This window comes from Pseudomonas sediminis, from assembly GCF_039555755.1.
GTDB lineage: Bacteria > Pseudomonadota > Gammaproteobacteria > Pseudomonadales > Pseudomonadaceae > Aquipseudomonas > Aquipseudomonas mendocina_D.
On record NZ_CP154631.1, the window covers coordinates 1,086,526 to 1,104,158 of the forward strand.

Annotated in this window: 25 protein-coding genes; all 25 read right to left on the reverse strand. The window is 57.8% G+C overall.

Going from position 1 to position 17,633, the window contains the following annotated elements; translation table 11 throughout:
• Positions 1–2 precede the first annotated feature (2 nt).
• The 25 genes from rpmD to rpoC all read right to left on the reverse strand — a co-directional run bounded on the left by rpmD (position 3) and on the right by rpoC (position 17,619).
• A complete protein-coding gene (gene rpmD, locus AAEQ75_RS05220) occupies positions 3–182 on the reverse strand; it encodes a 50S ribosomal protein L30 (RefSeq protein WP_003243922.1) in 180 nt (59 codons plus the stop codon).
• A gap of 2 nt (positions 183–184) precedes the next feature.
• The gene (gene rpsE, locus AAEQ75_RS05225; protein ID WP_099526267.1) at positions 185–685 is read right to left on the reverse strand and encodes a 30S ribosomal protein S5; all 501 of its coding nucleotides are present in this window, start codon (positions 683–685) and stop codon (positions 185–187) included.
• Between the two features lie 3 nt (positions 686–688).
• On the reverse strand, positions 689–1,039 hold the full coding sequence (rplR, locus tag AAEQ75_RS05230) for a 50S ribosomal protein L18 (protein ID WP_017675612.1): 351 nt from the start codon (positions 1,037–1,039) through the stop codon (positions 689–691).
• A gap of 11 nt (positions 1,040–1,050) precedes the next feature.
• Complete coding sequence (rplF, locus tag AAEQ75_RS05235) at positions 1,051–1,584, reverse strand: 50S ribosomal protein L6 (protein ID WP_017675613.1); 534 nt, start codon at positions 1,582–1,584, stop codon at positions 1,051–1,053.
• Between the two features lie 13 nt (positions 1,585–1,597).
• Complete coding sequence (gene rpsH, locus AAEQ75_RS05240) at positions 1,598–1,990, reverse strand: 30S ribosomal protein S8 (RefSeq protein WP_003243915.1); 393 nt, start codon at positions 1,988–1,990, stop codon at positions 1,598–1,600.
• Between the two features lie 194 nt (positions 1,991–2,184).
• A complete protein-coding gene (rpsN, locus tag AAEQ75_RS05245; RefSeq protein WP_003463288.1) occupies positions 2,185–2,490 on the reverse strand; it encodes a 30S ribosomal protein S14 in 306 nt (101 codons plus the stop codon).
• A gap of 15 nt (positions 2,491–2,505) precedes the next feature.
• Positions 2,506–3,045 carry a 50S ribosomal protein L5 gene (gene rplE, locus AAEQ75_RS05250; RefSeq protein WP_017675614.1) on the reverse strand — a complete coding sequence of 180 codons (540 nt, stop codon included), beginning with the start codon at positions 3,043–3,045 and terminating at the stop codon, positions 2,506–2,508.
• A gap of 19 nt (positions 3,046–3,064) precedes the next feature.
• A complete protein-coding gene (gene rplX, locus AAEQ75_RS05255; RefSeq protein ID WP_017675615.1) occupies positions 3,065–3,379 on the reverse strand; it encodes a 50S ribosomal protein L24 in 315 nt (104 codons plus the stop codon).
• A gap of 11 nt (positions 3,380–3,390) precedes the next feature.
• The gene (gene rplN, locus AAEQ75_RS05260; RefSeq protein WP_003243907.1) at positions 3,391–3,759 is read right to left on the reverse strand and encodes a 50S ribosomal protein L14; all 369 of its coding nucleotides are present in this window, start codon (positions 3,757–3,759) and stop codon (positions 3,391–3,393) included.
• Positions 3,760–3,782: 23 nt separating this feature from the next.
• Positions 3,783–4,049: a 30S ribosomal protein S17 gene (rpsQ, locus tag AAEQ75_RS05265; RefSeq protein WP_003463297.1), complete on the reverse strand. Its 267-nt coding sequence runs from the start codon at positions 4,047–4,049 to the stop codon at positions 3,783–3,785.
• 2 nt (positions 4,050–4,051) lie between these two features.
• Entirely contained in the window at positions 4,052–4,243 is a 192-nt protein-coding gene (gene rpmC, locus AAEQ75_RS05270; RefSeq protein WP_003463299.1) for a 50S ribosomal protein L29, read from the reverse strand.
• Positions 4,243–4,656 carry a 50S ribosomal protein L16 gene (gene rplP / locus AAEQ75_RS05275; RefSeq protein WP_003243901.1) on the reverse strand — a complete coding sequence of 138 codons (414 nt, stop codon included), beginning with the start codon at positions 4,654–4,656 and terminating at the stop codon, positions 4,243–4,245. The genes rpmC and rplP overlap by 1 nt, the downstream gene beginning before the upstream one ends.
• Positions 4,657–4,668: 12 nt before the next feature.
• Positions 4,669–5,355 (reverse strand): 30S ribosomal protein S3, encoded by a 687-nt coding sequence (rpsC, locus tag AAEQ75_RS05280; RefSeq protein WP_017675617.1) that lies wholly within the window; start codon positions 5,353–5,355, stop codon positions 4,669–4,671.
• A gap of 13 nt (positions 5,356–5,368) precedes the next feature.
• Positions 5,369–5,701 (reverse strand): 50S ribosomal protein L22, encoded by a 333-nt coding sequence (rplV, locus tag AAEQ75_RS05285; RefSeq protein ID WP_003103908.1) that lies wholly within the window; start codon positions 5,699–5,701, stop codon positions 5,369–5,371.
• Between the two features lie 11 nt (positions 5,702–5,712).
• The gene (rpsS, locus tag AAEQ75_RS05290) at positions 5,713–5,988 is read right to left on the reverse strand and encodes a 30S ribosomal protein S19 (protein WP_003463302.1); all 276 of its coding nucleotides are present in this window, start codon (positions 5,986–5,988) and stop codon (positions 5,713–5,715) included.
• Between the two features lie 16 nt (positions 5,989–6,004).
• Entirely contained in the window at positions 6,005–6,829 is an 825-nt protein-coding gene (rplB, locus tag AAEQ75_RS05295) for a 50S ribosomal protein L2 (RefSeq protein WP_343351074.1), read from the reverse strand.
• Positions 6,830–6,843: 14 nt separating this feature from the next.
• Positions 6,844–7,143 carry a 50S ribosomal protein L23 gene (gene rplW / locus AAEQ75_RS05300; protein WP_003463306.1) on the reverse strand — a complete coding sequence of 100 codons (300 nt, stop codon included), beginning with the start codon at positions 7,141–7,143 and terminating at the stop codon, positions 6,844–6,846.
• Positions 7,140–7,742: a 50S ribosomal protein L4 gene (gene rplD, locus AAEQ75_RS05305; RefSeq protein ID WP_092377955.1), complete on the reverse strand. Its 603-nt coding sequence runs from the start codon at positions 7,740–7,742 to the stop codon at positions 7,140–7,142. The genes rplW and rplD overlap by 4 nt, the downstream gene beginning before the upstream one ends.
• 14 nt (positions 7,743–7,756) lie before the next feature.
• On the reverse strand, positions 7,757–8,386 hold the full coding sequence (rplC, locus tag AAEQ75_RS05310) for a 50S ribosomal protein L3 (RefSeq protein ID WP_343351075.1): 630 nt from the start codon (positions 8,384–8,386) through the stop codon (positions 7,757–7,759).
• Between the two features lie 83 nt (positions 8,387–8,469).
• Entirely contained in the window at positions 8,470–8,781 is a 312-nt protein-coding gene (gene rpsJ, locus AAEQ75_RS05315) for a 30S ribosomal protein S10 (protein ID WP_003463313.1), read from the reverse strand.
• Positions 8,782–8,936: 155 nt separating this feature from the next.
• Complete coding sequence (gene tuf / locus AAEQ75_RS05320) at positions 8,937–10,130, reverse strand: elongation factor Tu (RefSeq protein ID WP_143504852.1); 1,194 nt, start codon at positions 10,128–10,130, stop codon at positions 8,937–8,939.
• A 30-nt stretch (positions 10,131–10,160) separates the two neighbouring features.
• Complete coding sequence (gene fusA, locus AAEQ75_RS05325) at positions 10,161–12,296, reverse strand: elongation factor G (RefSeq protein WP_013717349.1); 2,136 nt, start codon at positions 12,294–12,296, stop codon at positions 10,161–10,163.
• Positions 12,297–12,326: 30 nt separating this feature from the next.
• The gene (rpsG, locus tag AAEQ75_RS05330; protein ID WP_003246741.1) at positions 12,327–12,797 is read right to left on the reverse strand and encodes a 30S ribosomal protein S7; all 471 of its coding nucleotides are present in this window, start codon (positions 12,795–12,797) and stop codon (positions 12,327–12,329) included.
• Positions 12,798–12,901: 104 nt separating this feature from the next.
• Positions 12,902–13,273 (reverse strand): 30S ribosomal protein S12, encoded by a 372-nt coding sequence (gene rpsL, locus AAEQ75_RS05335; RefSeq protein WP_004373429.1) that lies wholly within the window; start codon positions 13,271–13,273, stop codon positions 12,902–12,904.
• Positions 13,274–13,419: 146 nt separating this feature from the next.
• Positions 13,420–17,619 (reverse strand): DNA-directed RNA polymerase subunit beta', encoded by a 4,200-nt coding sequence (gene rpoC / locus AAEQ75_RS05340; RefSeq protein ID WP_143504855.1) that lies wholly within the window; start codon positions 17,617–17,619, stop codon positions 13,420–13,422.
• Between the last annotated feature and the right edge of the window lie 14 nt (positions 17,620–17,633).

A 17,633-nucleotide genomic window follows, 5' to 3' on the forward strand; every position in this document is an offset into this window, starting at 1 on the left:
GATTAACCCTCCACCTTCAGCAGGTAGTAAGCCTTGTTGATCATGCCGCGGTTTTCCGGAGTATCCAGAACCTCTACGGTGTGACCGATGCGACGCAGGCCCAGGCCCTTGACGCAAGCTTTGTGATTGGCCAGACGGCCATTGGTGCTCTTGATCAGAGTCACTTTGACGGTATTAGCCATGGTTAGAGAATCTCCTCGACGCTCTTGCCACGCTTGGCTGCAACGGATGCTGGAGACTGCATGGTCTTCAGACCCTTGAAGGTGGCATGAACCACGTTCACCGGATTGGTCGAGCCGTAGCACTTGGCCAGAACGTTCTGCACACCAGCCACTTCCAGAACGGCACGCATGGCGCCGCCGGCGATGATACCGGTACCTTCGGACGCCGGCTGCATGTACACCTTGGAGGCGCCATGAGCGGACTTGACCGGGTACTGCAGAGTGGTGCCGTTCAGATCAACTTGGATCATGTTACGACGAGCAGCTTCCATCGCTTTCTGGATAGCAGCTGGAACTTCACGGGATTTGCCACGGCCGAAACCGACGCGACCCTTACCATCACCCACCACGGTCAGCGCGGTGAAAGTGAAGATACGGCCACCCTTTACGGTCTTGGCAACGCGGTTAACCTGAACCAGCTTCTCGATGTAGCCTTCGTCGCGCTTTTGGTCGTTATTTGCCATAACTTAGAACTCCAGCCCGCCTTCACGAGCAGCATCAGCCAGCGCCTTGACGCGGCCGTGGTACTTGAAGCCAGAACGGTCGAATGCCACCTGGGTCACACCAGCGGCTTTCGCACGCTCAGCAACCAGCGCACCAACTTTCTTGGCTGCGTCGACGTTGCCGGTGGCGCCATCACGCAGTGCTTTGTCCAAGGTAGAGGCGCTGGCCAGAACCTTGCTGCCGTCGGCCGAGATGACCTGGGCGTAGATGTGCTGCGAAGAGCGGTACACGCACAGACGCACGGCTTCGAGCTCGTGCATTTTCAGGCGTGCTTTGCGAGCGCGACGCAGACGAGTAACTTTTTTGTCGGTCATTTTTCAGCCCCTTACTTCTTCTTGGCTTCTTTACGACGGACAACTTCATCCGCGTAACGAACGCCTTTGCCCTTGTAGGGCTCAGGACGACGGAAGTCACGGATTTCCGCAGCCACCTGACCCACCAGTTGCTTGTCGATACCCTTGATCAGGATTTCGGTCTGGTTCGGGGTTTCAGCCACGACGCCTTCCGGCAGTTCGTAGTCGATCGGGTGGGAGAAGCCCAGTGCGAGGTTCAGCACCTGGCCTTTGGCTTGAGCTTTGTAGCCCACGCCGACCAGCTGCAGCTTACGCTCGAAGCCTTGGCTGACACCGATGACCATGTTGTTCACCAGGGCGCGAGTAGTACCGGCCATAGCGCGGTTCTGCTGGTCGCCATTACGAGCGGCGAAACGCAGTTCGCTACCTTCCTGGATCACTTCAACGGACGAGTGAACATTCAGTTCCAGAGCGCCCTTGGCACCCTTGACCGAGAGCTGCTGACCGGCGAGTTTGATCTCGACACCAGCTGGCAGCACTACGGGGTTCTTAGCAACGCGAGACATGCTTATCCCCCCCTTAGAACACGGTGCAGAGCACTTCGCCGCCGACACCGGCAGCGCGCGCAGCGCGATCCGTCATCACACCTTTGTTGGTGGAGACGATGGAAACACCGAGACCGCCGCGAACCTTCGGCAGGTCATCGACGGATTTGTACTGACGAAGGCCAGGACGGCTCACGCGCTTGACTTCCTCGATGACCGGACGGCCTTCGAAGTACTTCAGCTCGATGGACAGTTGTGGCTTGGCTTCACCATTGACTTCATAACCCGCAATGTAACCTTCGTCTTTGAGAACTTTGGCTACGGCAACCTTCAGAGTGGAAGAAGGCATGCTTACGACGGACTTTTCAGCCATCTGGGCATTACGGATACGAGTTAGCATGTCCGCTAACGGGTCCTGCATACTCATGGGCTAGACGCTCCTGATACAAAAAGAACAGCCCGAGGGCTGTGGGATCATCCAAAAGCTCGGCATGGAAATGCCAGGCTCAGGAGAGCCGGACATTCTAGAGACCGATCAAAAATGAAGCAAGCCCCAAAAGGGGCTTGTTCAATAAAAGGCAAAGCCGGCACAAGGCCGGCTTTGCTTTTAGCGACTGCTGATTACCAGCTGGCTTTCACCAGACCCGGTACGTCACCGCGCATGGCGGCTTCGCGCAGCTTGTTACGCGACAGACCGAACTTGCGATAAACGCCGTGCGGACGGCCGGTGATGCGGCAACGGTTACGCAGGCGCGAGGCGCTGGCGTCACGTGGTTGCTTCTGCAGAGCGACCTGGGCTTCCCAACGCGCTTCCGGACTGGTGTTCGGATTAGCGATGGTAGCTTTCAGCTCGGCACGCTTCTTGGCGTACTTGGCAACCGTTTGCTGACGCTTCAGCTCGCGGTTCTTCATGCTTGTCTTGGCCATTGTCCAGGACTCCGATCAGTTGCGGAACGGGAAGTTGAAAGCACGCAGCAGAGCGCGGCCTTCATCATCGTTACGGGCAGTGGTAGTCAGGGTGATGTCCAGACCACGCAGCGCATCGATTTTGTCGTAATCGATTTCCGGGAAGATGATCTGCTCTTTCACGCCCATGCTGTAGTTGCCACGGCCATCGAAGGACTTGGCATTCAGGCCGCGGAAGTCACGCACGCGCGGCAGGGAGATGGACAGCAGACGATCCAGGAACTCGTACATACGCTCGCGACGCAGAGTGACCTTGACGCCAATCGGCCAACCTTCACGAACCTTGAAACCTGCGATCGACTTACGGGCATGAGTCACAACGACTTTCTGACCGGTGATCTTCTCGAGGTCGGCTACAGCGTTTTCGATGATCTTCTTGTCACCGATAGCTTCGCCCAGGCCCATGTTCAGGGTGATCTTGGTGATGCGCGGAACTTCCATCACGTTCGCCAGCTTCAGTTCTTCCTTCAGCTTGGGCGCGATTTCCTTCCGGTAAATCTCTTTCAGTCGTGCCATGGTATTTACCTACGGATTCTCAAGCGCCAACCGGCTTCTGGGTGGACTTGAAGACACGAATTTTCTTGCCGTCTTCGGTCTTGAAGCCAACGCGGTCAGCCTTGTTGGTTTCAGAGTTGAAGATGGCAACGTTGGAAGCGTGCAGAGGCGCTTCTTTCTCGACGATACCGCCTTGAACGCCCGACATCGGGTTCGGCTTGGTATGACGCTTCACCAGGTTGATGCCACCGACGACCAGACGGTCGTCAGCGAGAACCTTGAGCACCTTACCGCGCTTACCTTTGTCTTTACCGGCGATCACGATGATCTCGTCGTCACGACGAATCTTTTGCATGTCGGATCTCCTTAAAGCACTTCAGGGGCGAGCGAGACGATCTTCATGAACTTCTCGGAACGCAGTTCACGGGTCACTGGCCCGAAGATACGGGTACCAATCGGCTCTTGCTTGTTGTTCAGCAGAACAGCAGCGTTGCCGTCGAAGCGGATGATCGAACCGTCGGCACGACGAACGCCGTGACGGGTACGAACAACCACTGCGGTCATGACCTGACCTTTCTTCACTTTGCCGCGCGGAATTGCTTCCTTGACGGTGACCTTGATGATGTCGCCGATGCCGGCGTAGCGACGATGAGAGCCACCCAGCACCTTGATGCACATAACGCGACGTGCACCGCTGTTGTCAGCAACATCGAGCATGGATTGAGTCTGAATCATAAAATTTCTCCGACCCCTAGCCCTTAGACGTCAACTGCGCGTTCGACGACTTCAACCAGAGCCCAGGACTTGGTCTTGGACTGCGGACGGGTTTCGCAAATGGAAACCTTGTCGCCGATCTTGCACTGGTTGGTTTCGTCGTGAGCGTGCAGTTTGGTCGAACGCTTGACGTATTTACCGTAGATCGGGTGCTTGACGCGGCGCTCGATCAGAACGGTGATGGTCTTGTCCATCTTGTCGCTGACAACACGGCCGGTCAGCGTACGGACTGTTTTTTCGGCTTCAGCCATGATCACTTACCTGCCTGCTGGTTGAGCACAGTTTTCACACGAGCGATGTCGCGCTTAACTTGCGAGAGCAGGTGAGACTGCCCCAACTGGCCAGTTGCTTTCTGCATACGCAGATTGAACTGGTCGCGCAGCAGACCGAGCAGTTGCTCGTTCAGTTGCTGTGCGGTTTTTTCACGAAGTTCGGTCGCTTTCATCACATCACCGTCCGCTTAACAAAGGTGGTGGCGAGCGGCAGCTTTGCAGCAGCCAGGGCGAAAGCCTCACGCGCCAGCTCTTCGGAAACGCCTTCGATCTCGTACAGGACTTTACCTGGCTGGATCTGGGCTACCCAATATTCGACGCCACCCTTACCTTTACCCATACGCACTTCGAGAGGCTTCTTGGTAACCGGCTTGTCCGGGAATACGCGAATCCAGATCTTGCCGCCACGTTTTACGTGACGAGTCAGAGCACGACGAGCGGACTCGATCTGACGGGCGGTGAGACGACCGCGGGCTACAGACTTCAGCGCGAACTCGCCGAAGCTGACCTTGCTACCGCGCTGAGCCAGACCACGGTTGTGGCCGGTCATCTGCTTGCGGAACTTCGTACGCTTTGGTTGCAACATGATGCGTACTCCTTATTTCTTAGCAGCTTTACGAGGAGCGGGCGCTTGCGGCTTCAGCTCTTCAGTGCGGCCACCAATGACCTCACCCTTGAAGATCCAAACCTTGACGCCGATCACACCGTAAGTGGTGTGCGCTTCGTAGGTGGCGTAATCGATATCTGCACGCAGGGTGTGCAGGGGCACACGACCTTCGCGATACCACTCGGTACGGGCGATTTCAGCGCCACCAAGACGACCACTCACCTGGATCTTGATGCCCTTGGCACCAATACGCATGGCGTTCTGTACGGCGCGCTTCATGGCGCGACGGAACATTACGCGGCGCTCCAGCTGCTGAGCTACGCTCTGTGCAACCAGCATACCGTCGAGTTCCGGCTTGCGGATCTCTTCGATGTTGATGTGCACCGGCACACCCATTTGCTTGGTCAGGTCCTGACGCAGCTTCTCAACATCTTCACCTTTCTTGCCGATCACGATGCCGGGACGAGCGGTGTGGATGGTGATGCGTGCGGTTTGAGCCGGGCGAGCGATGTCGATACGGCTAACGGACGCGCTTTTTAGTTTGTCTTGCAGGTATGCACGAACCTTCAGGTCGGCATTCAGGTAGTCGGCGTAAGTGCGACCATCTGCATACCAAACCGAAGTGTGATCCTTGACGATTCCCAGGCGGATGCCAACGGGATGTACTTTCTGACCCATCTGATCGACTCCGTTACTTGTCCGCAACCTTGACAGTGATATGGCAAGACCGCTTGACGATGCGATCAGCACGGCCTTTGGCACGCGGCATGATGCGCTTAAGCGAACGCCCTTCGTTGACGAAAACGGTGCTGACCTTCAGGTCATCAACGTCTGCGCCTTCGTTGTGCTCGGCGTTGGCAACGGCCGACTCCAGCACTTTCTTCATGATCTCGGCGGCTTTCTTGCTGCTGAAAGCCAGCAGGTTGAGCGCTTCGCCCACCTTCTTCCCGCGGATCTGGTCGGCGACCAGGCGAGCTTTCTGGGCGGAGATGCGAGCGCCCGACAACTTAGCGGCTACTTCCATTTCCAAACCCCTTAACGCTTGCCTTTCTTGTCGGCAACGTGACCACGATAGGTACGCGTGCCGGCAAATTCGCCCAGTTTGTGGCCGACCATGTCTTCGTTCACGAGGACCGGGACATGTTGACGACCGTTATGCACAGCAATGGTCAGACCGACCATCTGCGGCAGGATCATGGAGCGACGCGACCAGGTCTTAACCGGTTTGCGCTCGCCCTTTTCCACCGCCGCTTCGACCTTCTTCAGTAGGTGAAGATCGATAAAAGGACCTTTTTTCAGAGAACGTGGCACTGTCGTATCCCTCTATTTACTTGCGACGACGGACGATCATGTTGTCGGTGCGCTTGTTAGCACGGGTTTTCGCGCCCTTGGTCGGGAAGCCCCATGGCGACACCGGATGACGACCACCGGAGGTACGACCCTCACCACCACCGTGCGGGTGATCAACCGGGTTCATGGCAACACCACGAACGGTCGGACGAACACCGCGCCAGCGCTTGGCACCGGCCTTACCCAGCGAACGCAGGCTGTGCTCGGAGTTCGAGACTTCGCCCAGGGTCGCACGGCACTCGGACAGGACTTTGCGCATTTCGCCGGAGCGCAGACGCAGAGTCACATAGGCACCTTCACGAGCGACCACCTGAGCGGAAGCGCCAGCGGAACGAGCGATCTGAGCACCTTTACCCGGTTTCAGCTCGATACCGTGAACGGTCGAACCTACCGGAATGTTGCGCAGCTGCAGGCTGTTGCCCGACTTGATCGGAGCCATGATGCCCGCAATCAGCTGGTCGCCAGCAGATACGCCCTTCGGAGCGATGATGTAGCGACGTTCGCCGTCAGCGTATTTCAGCAGAGCGATGTGAGCAGTACGGTTCGGATCGTATTCCACGCGCTCGACGGTGGCAGGGATGCCATCCTTGTCGTTGCGACGGAAGTCGACCAGACGGTAATGCTGTTTATGACCACCACCGATATGACGGGTGGTAATACGGCCATTGTTGTTACGACCACCGGACTTCGACTTTTTCTCGAGCAGCGGAGCGTACGGAGCGCCTTTGTGCAGCTCCTGATTGACCACCTTGACCACAAAACGGCGGCCAGCGGAAGTCGGTTTGCATTTAACGATTGCCATGATGCACCCCTTCCTTACTCAGCACTGCTGGTGAAATCGAGTTCTTGGCCCGGCTGAAGGGAGATAACTGCCTTCTTCCAGTCGTTACGCTTGCCCAGACCGCGAGCGGTGCGCTTGCTCTTACCCAGAACGTTCTGAGTAGTAACACGCTCAACCTTCACGCCGAACAGGCCTTCGACAGCCTTCTTGATTTCCAGCTTGGTCGCATCGGTAGCGACTTTGAAAACGAACTGACCTTGCTTGTCAGCCAGAACCGTGGCCTTCTCGGAGATGTGCGGGCCAAGCAGCACTTTGAATACGCGTTCCTGGTTCATCCCAGCAGCTCCTCGAATTTCTTCACGGCCGAAACGGTGACCAGCACCTTCTCGTACGCGATCAGGCTGACCGGATCGGAACCCTGAACGTCACGTACATCAACGTGCGGCAGGTTGCGGGCAGCCAGGTACAGGTTCTCATCGACAGCGTCGGATACGATCAGCACGTCGGTCAGGCCCAGGCCATTGAGTTTGGCCAGCAGAGTCTTGGTCTTCGGCGCATCAACGGCGAAGTCTTCGACTACGACCAGACGGTCGGTACGAACCAGCTCAGCAAGGATGGAGCGCAGAGCTGCGCGGTACATCTTCTTGTTCAGCTTTTGATCATGGTTACGGGTGGACGCTGCGAAGGTCACGCCACCGCCACGCCAGATCGGACCACGAGTGGTACCAGCACGAGCACGACCGGTGCCTTTCTGACGCCACGGGCGCTTGCCGCCACCGGAAACGTCGGAACGGGACTTCTGGCCTTTGGTACCCTGACGGCCGCCAGCCATGTAGGCCACGACTGCTTGGTGAACCAGGGTCTCGTTGAACTCGCCACCGAAGGTCGCATCGGACACTTCGATCGCCTGAGCGCCATTTACATTCAATTGCATCTCAGATTCTCCCCTTACGCCTTGACAGCCGGACGAACGATAACGTCGCCGCCAGTAGCGCCAGGAACGGCACCCTTGACCAGCAGCAGGTTACGCTCGGCGTCTACGCGTACGACTTCCAGGGACTGAACGGTAACGCGCTCGGCACCCAGGTGACCGGACATCTTCTTGCCCTTGAATACGCGACCCGGGGTCTGGCACTGGCCAATGGAACCCGGAACACGGTGGGACACGGAGTTGCCGTGAGTGTTGTCCTGGCCGCGGAAGTTCCAACGCTTGATGGTACCGGCGAAGCCTTTACCTTTGGACTGACCGGTGACATCCACCAGTTGACCAGCTTGGAAAATTTCAGCGTTGATCAGATCGCCAGCCTGGTAGTCGCCTTCTTCAAGACGGAACTCCAGAACGGTACGACCTGCCGCGACGTTCGCCTTGGCGAAGTGGCCAGCTTGAGCTGCTGTGACACGCGAAGCACGACGCTTGCCAACAGTGACTTGCACTGCGCGATAGCCATCGGATTCTTCGGTTTTAAACTGGGTGACGCGATTCGGCTCGATCTCAATGACCGTAACCGGAATGGAGACACCTTCTTCGGTGAAAATACGGGTCATACCCGCTTTACGACCGACTACACCAATAGTCATGTTGTAAACCTCATGAGTGTACGGGGCTTTCACCCGCTATGGCCGCCCATTTCAGAGCGTTACACGACTAAAACCGCCAGGTTTTAGCCGAGGCTGATCTGCACTTCCACGCCTGCCGCAAGGTCGAGCTTCATCAGCGCATCAACGGTTTTATCCGTCGGCTGGACGATGTCCAGAACGCGCTTATGAGTGCGGATTTCGTACTGATCGCGCGCGTCTTTGTTGACGTGCGGGGAGACCAGAACGGTATACCGCTCCTTACGAGTAGGCAGAGGAATCGGACCACGCACCTGAGCACCAGTACGTTTCGCGGTTTCCACGATTTCCTGGGTAGATTGATCGATCAGGCGATGGTCAAAAGCCTTCAACCGAATACGGATTTGTTGGTTTTGCATTTTGACCTCAGATTCCAAGCTGCTAATCCCCACAGACGGACTACGCCCGTTCAAGGGAGGCGCAATTGTACGGATGCCCCCTGGGGGTGTCAACTTTTAACCAATCCAAAAGAAAAGGGCCCCGCAGGGCCCTTTTCTATACCGCGGATCGTTGATTACTCGACGATCTTGGCAACCACGCCAGCACCAACGGTACGACCACCTTCGCGAATTGCGAAGCGCAGGCCGTCTTCCATGGCGATCGGCTTGATCAGGGTGACAACCATTTTGATGTTGTCGCCCGGCATTACCATCTCAACGCCTTCCGGCAGTTCGCACGAACCGGTCACGTCAGTGGTACGGAAGTAGAACTGAGGACGGTAGCCTTTGAAGAACGGGGTGTGACGACCACCTTCTTCTTTGGACAGAACGTATACTTCAGCTTCGAACTTGGTGTGCGGCTTGATGGTGCCCGGCTTGGCCAGAACCTGACCACGCTCGACTTCATCACGCTTGGTGCCGCGCAGCAGCACGCCGCAGTTCTCACCAGCACGACCTTCGTCCAGCAGCTTGCGGAACATCTCAACGCCGGTGCAGGTAGTTTTGGTGGTCGGACGCAGACCAACGATTTCGATTTCTTCCTGGATCTTGACGATACCGCGCTCTACACGACCGGTCACAACAGTACCGCGGCCGGAGATCGAGAATACGTCTTCGATCGGCATCAGGAACGGACGGTCGATGGCACGAACCGGCTCAGGGATGTAGGTATCCAGCGTTTCAACCAGCTTCTTGACGGCAGTGGTGCCCATCTCGTTGGTGTCTTCGCCGTTCAGCGCCATCAGCGCGGAACCGATGATGATCGGAGTGTCGTCACCCGGGAAATCGTAGGTGCTCAGCAGGTCGCGAACTTCCATCTCGACCAGCTCCAGCAGCTCAGCGTCGTCAACCATGTCAGCCTTGTTCAGGAAGACAACGATGTACGGTACGCCAACCTGACGGGACAGCAGGATGTGCTCACGGGTTTGCGGCATGGGGCCGTCGGCAGCCGAGCAGACCAGGATCGCGCCGTCCATCTGGGCAGCACCGGTGATCATGTTCTTCACATAGTCGGCGTGACCCGGGCAGTCAACGTGCGCGTAGTGACGAATGGTGGAATCGTACTCTACGTGCGCAGTGTTGATGGTGATACCACGAGCCTTCTCTTCCGGCGCGCTGTCGATCTTGTCGAAGTCAACACGGGCCGAACCGAATACTTCGGAGCAGACACGGGTCAGAGCAGCGGTCAGAGTGGTCTTACCGTGGTCAACGTGACCGATGGTGCCGACGTTGACGTGCGGTTTGTTACGTTCGAATTTTTCCTTAGCCACGACAGTAAACCTCTTACTTAAAGGGCGGGATTAGCCTTGTTTTTTAACCAGAGCTTCGACGATGTTCGACGGAGCTTCTGCGTACTTGGAGAATTCCATGGAGTAGCTGGCGCGACCCTGGGACATGGAACGAACGTCGGTAGCGTAACCAAACATCTCGCCCAGCGGAACTTCGGCACGGATTACCTTACCGGATACCGAATCTTCCATACCCTGGATCAGACCACGACGACGGTTCAGGTCACCCATCACGTCACCCATGTAGTCCTCAGGAGTTACCACTTCCACCTTCATGATCGGCTCGAGCACCTTGCCGCCGCCCTTTTGGGCCAGCTGCTTGGTCGCCATGGAGGCAGCGATCTTGAACGCCATCTCGTTGGAGTCGACGTCGTGGTAGGAACCATCGAACACGGTAGCCTTCAGGCCGATCAGCGGATAGCCGGCAACGACGCCGTTCTTCATCTGCTCTTCGATACCCTTCTGGATCGCCGGGATGTATTCCTTCGGAACCACACCGCCCACGACTTCGTTGGTGAACACCAGACCTTCGGTGATGTTGCCCTTGTCGTCCACGTCCGGAGTCGAGAAGCGAATCCAGCAGTGACCGAACTGACCGCGACCACCGGACTGACGAACGAACTTGCCTTCGATCTCGACATTGTCCTTGGTGATGGTTTCACGGTAGGAAACCTGCGGCTTACCAATGTTGGCCTCAACGTTGAACTCGCGCTTCATGCGGTCAACGAGAATGTCCAGGTGCAGCTCACCCATACCGGAGATGATGGTCTGACCAGTCTCTTCATCGGTCTTGACGCGGAACGACGGGTCTTCCTGAGCCAGCTTGCCCAGCGCGATACCCATCTTCTCCTGGTCAGCCTTGGTCTTCGGCTCTACAGCTACCGAGATGACCGGCTCCGGGAAGTCCATACGCTCGAGGATGATCGGCTTGTCCGGATCACATAGGGTTTCACCAGTGGTGACGTCCTTCATGCCGATCAGAGCAGCGATGTCGCCAGCGCGTACTTCTTTGATCTCTTCACGCTGGTTGGCGTGCATCTGCACCATACGACCAACACGCTCTTTCTTGCCCTTCACGGAGTTGATGACCGATTGGCCAGACTCCAGAACGCCCGAATAGACACGAACGAAAGTCAGCGTACCGACGAACGGGTCGGTAGCGATCTTGAACGCCAGAGCCGAGAACGGCTCGCTGTCGTCAGCGTGACGCTCGTCTTTCGGCGCTTCGTCACCCTGCTCAATGTGATCCGGATGGATACCCTGAATGGCAGGGATCTCGGTCGGAGCGGGCAGGAAGTCGATGACGGCATCGAGAACCAGGGGAACACCCTTGTTCTTGAACGAGGAGCCGCAGACAGCAGGAACGATCTCGCTTGCCAGAGTACGGGCACGCAGACCAGCCTTGATGTCTTCGACGGACAGATCACCTTCTTCAAGGTACTTGTTCATCAGCTCTTCGTTGGCTTCGGCAGCAGCTTCGACCATGTTCGAGCGCCACTCGTTGGCCAGGTCCACCAGCTCGGCAGGAATCTCTTCCTCACGATAGGTAGTACCCTTGTCGTCATCGTTCCAGTAGATGGCCTTCATCTTGATCAAGTCGACCTGACCAGCGAAGTTCTCTTCCGAACCGATGGCGATCTGAATTGGAACCGGGGTGTGACCCAGACGATTCTTGATCTGACCGACGACGCGCAGGAAGTTGGCACCAGCGCGGTCCATCTTGTTCACGTAGACGATACGCGGAACACCGTATTTGTTGGCCTGACGCCATACGGTTTCGGACTGCGGCTCAACGCCCGAGGTACCGCAGAACACAACGACAGCGCCGTCGAGTACGCGCAGCGAGCGCTCTACTTCGATGGTGAAGTCAACGTGACCGGGGGTATCGATGACGTTTACGCGGTAGTTGTCGTACTGACCAACCGAACCCTTCCAGAACGTGGTGATGGCAGCAGAAGTAATGGTAATACCACGCTCCTGCTCCTGAACCATCCAGTCGGTGGTCGCGGCGCCATCATGCACCTCGCCCATCTTGTGGCTCAGGCCTGTGTAGAACAGGATCCGCTCGGTAGTGGTGGTCTTGCCCGCGTCAACGTGGGCACAGATACCGATGTTACGGTAGCGGTTAATTGCTGTATTACGAGCCATAAAGCCCTCGCAAGGTTAGTGGAGCCGGGATTAGAAGCGGTAGTGCGAGAAAGCCTTGTTGGCTTCAGCCATACGGTGCACGTCTTCACGCTTCTTGACAGCAGCGCCTTTGCCTTCAGCGGCATCCAGCAACTCACCAGCCAGACGCAGAGCCATGGACTTCTCGCCGCGCTTGCGGGCGTAGTCTACGAGCCAGCGCATTGCCAGAGCGTTACGACGGGACGGACGAACTTCGACCGGAACCTGGTAGGTAGCACCGCCTACACGGCGGGACTTGACTTCGACCAGCGGAGCGATGGCGTCGAGAGCTTTCTCGAAGATCTCCAGGGGATCGCTGTTCTTGCGTGCTTTGACAGTGTCCAGAGCACCGTAAACGATGCGCTCGGCCACGGCCTTCTTGCCGCTTTCCATCACGTGGTTCATGAATTTGGCGAGGATCTGGCTTCCGTATTTCGGATCGTCCAGGATCTCACGCTTGGCTGCTACACGACGTCTTGGCATTGATAAGCCCTCAAACGGTCTTCAGGTTAGCTCGGGACCAACGACGAATGCCGCGCCCGACCTTACTCTTATCGACTCAACTAAATAAAAAGGATCAAGCGGCCTTATTTCGGACGCTTGGTACCGTACTTGGAACGACCCTGCTTACGGTCTTTAACGCCGGAGGTATCCAGCGAACCACGCACGGTGTGGTAGCGCACACCCGGAAGGTCTTTTACACGACCGCCACGGATCAGCACGACGCTGTGCTCTTGCAGGTTGTGGCCTTCACCGCCGATGTACGAAGACACTTCGTAGCCGTTGGTCAGACGCACGCGGCACACTTTACGCAGTGCCGAGTTAGGTTTTTTCGGCGTGGTGGTGTACACGCGGGTGCACACGCCACGACGCTGCGGGCAGTTCTGCAGCGCAGGCACGTCGGATTTCTCGACGATACGCTTACGCGGCTGACGTACCAGCTGGTTGATAGTTGCCATCTACTAGCTCCACTGTTGTCTTTCGACGCTTACAAATAAAGATGGCAGAGCCAATCGCCCTGCCAAATTTAGGGGTGCATGAGTCTAAAGAGACTCAAGCCCCCAGTCAAGGCAAAGCCCCGCTAGCGAACTAGCGAGGCTTCGACTCAATTTCCGCTGGAGTTCAGCGCTTCGGTCAGTGCGGCTTCCACCTCACTGGCGCTGACACGTACCGGCTTGTCGGCATCACGCTTGCGCTTGCGCTCGCTGTGATAGGCCAGACCGGTACCGGCCGGAATCAGGCGACCCACGACCACGTTCTCTTTCAGACCACGCAGGTAGTCGCGCTTGCCAGTAACCGCTGCCTCGGTGAGGACGCGAGTGGTTTCCTGGAAGGACGCTGCCGAGATGAACGACTCGGTGGACAGCGACGCCTTGGTGATACCCAGCAGTACGCGGGTGTACTTGGCGACGAATTTGTCCTCTTCAGCCAGACGCTCGTTCTCGCCCAGAACCTGGGTGAGCTCCATCTGGTCGCCCTTGATGAAGGACGAATCGCCGGACTCGGAGATCTCAACCTTACGCAGCATCTGACGCAGGATGGTCTCGATGTGCTTGTCGTTGATCTTCACGCCCTGCAGACGGTAAACGTCCTGGATCTCGTTGACGATGTACTTGGCCAGCGCGCTCACACCCAGCAGACGCAGGATGTCGTGCGGATCGCTCGGGCCGTCGGAGATAACTTCGCCGCGGTTCACTTGTTCGCCTTCGAAGACGTTCAGGTGACGCCACTTCGGAATCAGCTCCTCGTACGGATCGCTGCCATCGGTCGGGGTGATGACCAGACGACGCTTGCCCTTGGTCTCTTTACCGAACGAAATGGTGCCGCTGATTTCCGCCAGGATCGAAGCTTCCTTCGGACGACGGGCTTCGAACAGGTCGGCAACGCGCGGCAGACCACCGGTGATGTCGCGAGTTTTCGAGGTCTCTTGCGGGATACGGGCGATAACGTCACCGACCGCGATCTGCGCACCGTCAGCCACACCGACCAGGGCGTTGGCTGGCAGGAAGTACTGAGCGGGAACGTCGGTACCCGGCAGCAGCAGTTCCTTGCCGTTGGCGTCGACCATCTTGATGGCCGGACGAATGTCCTTGCCAGCAGCCGGACGATCCTTCGGATCGAGAACCTCGATGTTGGTCAGACCGGTCAGTTCGTCGGTCTGGCGCTTGATGGTGATGCCCTCCTCCATGCCGACGAAGGTCACGATACCCTTCATTTCGGTCACGATCGGGTGGGTGTGCGGGTCCCACTTGGCGACGATGGCGCCAGCGTCGACCTTGTCACCTTCCTTCACGGAAATCACTGCACCGTACGGCAGCTTGTAGCGCTCACGCTCACGACCGAACTCGTCAGCCACAGCCAGCTCACCGGAGCGGGAAACCGCTACCAGATTGCCGTCCACGCGCTCGACGTGCTTGAGGTTGTGCAGACGGATCGCACCACCGTTCTTCACCTGGACGCTGTCGGCAGCCGAAGTACGGCTTGCAGCACCACCGATGTGGAAGGTACGCATGGTCAGCTGGGTACCCGGCTCACCGATGGACTGGGCAGCGATAACGCCGACTGCTTCACCGATGTTGACCTGGTGACCACGAGCCAGATCGCGGCCGTAGCACTTGGCGCAGATGCCGAAGCGGGTTTCGCAGGTGATCGGCGAACGCACGACCACTTCGTCGACGCTGTTCAGCTCGATGAACTCGACCCACTGCTCGTCGATCAGGGTGCCGGCCGGAACGATAACGTCCTCGGTGCCAGGCTTGAACACGTCCTTGGCGATCACTCGACCCAGTACGCGCTCACCCAGCGGCTCGACCACGTCGCCGCCTTCAATGTGCGGCGTCATCAGCAGACCGTGCTCGGTACCGCAATCGATCTCGGTCACCACCAGATCCTGGGCCACGTCGACCAGACGACGAGTCAGGTAACCGGAGTTCGCGGTCTTCAGTGCGGTATCCGCCAGACCCTTACGAGCACCGTGGGTGGAGATGAAGTACTGCAGAACCGACAGACCTTCGCGGAAGTTCGCGGTGATCGGTGTTTCGATGATGGAGCCGTCCGGCTTGGCCATCAGACCACGCATACCGGCCAGCTGACGGATCTGGGCGGCGCTACCACGAGCACCGGAGTCCGCCATCATGTACATGGAGTTGAAGGACTCCTGCTCGACGGTCTTGCCTTCGCGATCGACAACCGGCTCTTTCGAGAGGTTGGCCATCATCGCCTTGGAGACTTCATCGTTAGCCTTTGACCACAGGTCGATCACCTTGTTGTACTTCTCGCCCTGGGTAACCAGGCCGGAGGCGTACTGCGATTCGATTTCCTTCACTTCCTCGGTGGCGGCGTCGATGATGCGCGCCTTCTCGTCCGGGATGACGAAGTCGTTCACGCCGATCGACACACCGGAGATGGTCGAGTAAGCGAAACCGGTGTACATCAGCTGGTCAGCGAAGATGACGGTGTCCTTCAGACCCACAGTGCGGTAGCACTGGTTGATCAGCTTGGAGATCGCCTTCTTCTTCATCGACTGGTTGACCACGTCGTAGGACAGGCCGGCCGGTACGATCTGGAACAGCAGCGCACGGCCGACAGTGGTGTCGACGATGCGGGTGTTCTTGGTGATCGAACCATCTTTCTCTTTGATGGTTTCGTTGATACGCACCTTTACACGGGCGTGCAGGGACGCTTCGCCCGCGCGGAACACGCGGTCGACTTCCTGCAGGTCGGCGAATACGCGACCTTCGCCCTTGGCGTTAACGGCTTCGCGGGTCATGTAGTACAGACCCAGTACCACGTCCTGCGACGGAACGATGATCGGCTCACCGTTGGCGGGCGACAGGATGTTGTTGGTCGACATCATCAGCGCGCGCGCTTCGAGCTGGGCTTCCAGCGTCAGCGGCACGTGAACGGCCATCTGGTCACCGTCGAAGTCGGCGTTGTACGCGGCGCAGACCAGCGGGTGCAGCTGAATCGCTTTACCTTCGATCAGTACCGGTTCGAACGCCTGGATGCCCAGACGGTGCAGGGTCGGTGCACGGTTGAGCAGTACGGGGTGTTCGCGAATCACTTCAGCGAGAACGTCCCACACTTCCGGCAGCTCACGCTCGACCATCTTCTTGGCAGCCTTGATGGTGGTCGCCAGACCACGCATTTCCAGCTTGCCGAAAATGAACGGCTTGAACAGTTCGAGGGCCATCTTCTTCGGCAGACCGCACTGGTGCAGACGCAGGGTCGGGCCTACGGTAATAACGGAACGACCGGAGTAGTCCACGCGCTTACCGAGCAGGTTCTGACGGAAGCGACCTTGCTTACCTTTGATCATGTCAGCCAGCGACTTCAGCGGACGCTTGTTCGAGCCAGTGATGGCGCGACCGCGACGGCCGTTGTCGAGCAGGGCGTCGACCGCTTCCTGCAGCATGCGCTTTTCGTTGCGCACGATGATGTCCGGCGCGGACAGATCGAGCAGGCGCTTCAGGCGGTTGTTACGGTTGATCACGCGGCGATACAAGTCGTTCAGGTCGGACGTGGCGAAACGGCCACCATCGAGCGGAACGAGCGGGCGCAGATCCGGCGGCAGAACCGGCAGAACGGTCAGCACCATCCACTCTGGCAGGTTGCCGGAGTCCTTGAACGCTTCCATCAGCTTCAGGCGCTTGGACAGCTTCTTGATCTTGGTCTCGGAGTTGGTCTGCGGAATCTCTTCACGCAGGCGGCCGATCTCGTGATCCAGGTCGATGGCGTGCAGCAGCTCGCGAACGGCCTCGGCGCCCATGCGCGCGTCGAAGTCGTCACCGAACTCTTCGAGAGCTTCGAAGTACTGCTCGTCGTTCAGCAGCTGACCCTTCTCAAGGGTGGTCATGCCCGGGTCGATCACGACGTAGCTCTCGAAATAGAGCACGCGCTCGATGTCACGCAGGGTCATGTCCATCAGCAGGCCGATACGGGACGGCAGCGACTTCAGGAACCAGATGTGGGCAACCGGCGAGGCCAGTTCGATGTGCGCCATGCGCTCACGACGAACCTTGGCCAGGGCCACTTCAACGCCGCACTTCTCGCAGATCACACCGCGGTGCTTGAGGCGCTTGTACTTACCGCACAGGCACTCGTAGTCCTTTACCGGGCCAAAGATCTTGGCGCAGAACAGGCCATCGCGCTCTGGCTTGAAGGTACGGTAGTTGATGGTTTCCGGCTTTTTAACTTCACCGAACGACCACGAACGGATCATCTCAGGCGAGGCCAATCCGATACGGATGGCGTCGAACTCTTCGATCTGACCCTGGTTTTTCAGCAAATTCAATAGGTCTTTCAAGGCCTTTCCTCCTG

Coding starts and splice junctions, on each gene's coding strand:
- rpsQ (WP_003463297.1), bottom strand. CDS start 4,049: ATGGCTGAAGCCGAAAAAACAGTCCGTACGCTGACCGGCCGTGTTGTC.
- rpsG (WP_003246741.1), bottom strand. CDS start 12,797: ATGCCAAGACGTCGTGTAGCAGCCAAGCGTGAGATCCTGGACGATCCG.
- rplN (WP_003243907.1), bottom strand. CDS start 3,759: ATGATTCAGACTCAATCCATGCTCGATGTTGCTGACAACAGCGGTGCA.
- fusA (WP_013717349.1), bottom strand. CDS start 12,296: ATGGCTCGTAATACAGCAATTAACCGCTACCGTAACATCGGTATCTGT.
- rpsE (WP_099526267.1), bottom strand. CDS start 685: ATGGCAAATAACGACCAAAAGCGCGACGAAGGCTACATCGAGAAGCTG.
- rplX (WP_017675615.1), bottom strand. CDS start 3,379: ATGCAAAAGATTCGTCGTGACGACGAGATCATCGTGATCGCCGGTAAA.
- rpsN (WP_003463288.1), bottom strand. CDS start 2,490: ATGGCCAAGACAAGCATGAAGAACCGCGAGCTGAAGCGTCAGCAAACG.
- rplC (WP_343351075.1), bottom strand. CDS start 8,386: ATGACTATTGGTGTAGTCGGTCGTAAAGCGGGTATGACCCGTATTTTC.
- rplP (WP_003243901.1), bottom strand. CDS start 4,656: ATGTTGCAACCAAAGCGTACGAAGTTCCGCAAGCAGATGACCGGCCAC.
- rpsH (WP_003243915.1), bottom strand. CDS start 1,990: ATGAGTATGCAGGACCCGTTAGCGGACATGCTAACTCGTATCCGTAAT.
- rplB (WP_343351074.1), bottom strand. CDS start 6,829: ATGGCAATCGTTAAATGCAAACCGACTTCCGCTGGCCGCCGTTTTGTG.
- rpsJ (WP_003463313.1), bottom strand. CDS start 8,781: ATGCAAAACCAACAAATCCGTATTCGGTTGAAGGCTTTTGACCATCGC.
- rpsC (WP_017675617.1), bottom strand. CDS start 5,355: ATGGGTCAGAAAGTACATCCCGTTGGCATCCGCCTGGGAATCGTCAAG.
- rplE (WP_017675614.1), bottom strand. CDS start 3,045: ATGGCACGACTGAAAGAGATTTACCGGAAGGAAATCGCGCCCAAGCTG.
- rplW (WP_003463306.1), bottom strand. CDS start 7,143: ATGAACCAGGAACGCGTATTCAAAGTGCTGCTTGGCCCGCACATCTCC.
- rpsL (WP_004373429.1), bottom strand. CDS start 13,273: ATGGCAACTATCAACCAGCTGGTACGTCAGCCGCGTAAGCGTATCGTC.
- rpmD (WP_003243922.1), bottom strand. CDS start 182: ATGGCTAATACCGTCAAAGTGACTCTGATCAAGAGCACCAATGGCCGT.
- rplF (WP_017675613.1), bottom strand. CDS start 1,584: ATGTCTCGCGTTGCTAAGAACCCCGTAGTGCTGCCAGCTGGTGTCGAG.
- rplD (WP_092377955.1), bottom strand. CDS start 7,742: ATGCAATTGAATGTAAATGGCGCTCAGGCGATCGAAGTGTCCGATGCG.
- rpmC (WP_003463299.1), bottom strand. CDS start 4,243: ATGAAAGCGACCGAACTTCGTGAAAAAACCGCACAGCAACTGAACGAG.
- rplR (WP_017675612.1), bottom strand. CDS start 1,039: ATGACCGACAAAAAAGTTACTCGTCTGCGTCGCGCTCGCAAAGCACGC.
- rplV (WP_003103908.1), bottom strand. CDS start 5,701: ATGGAAGTAGCCGCTAAGTTGTCGGGCGCTCGCATCTCCGCCCAGAAA.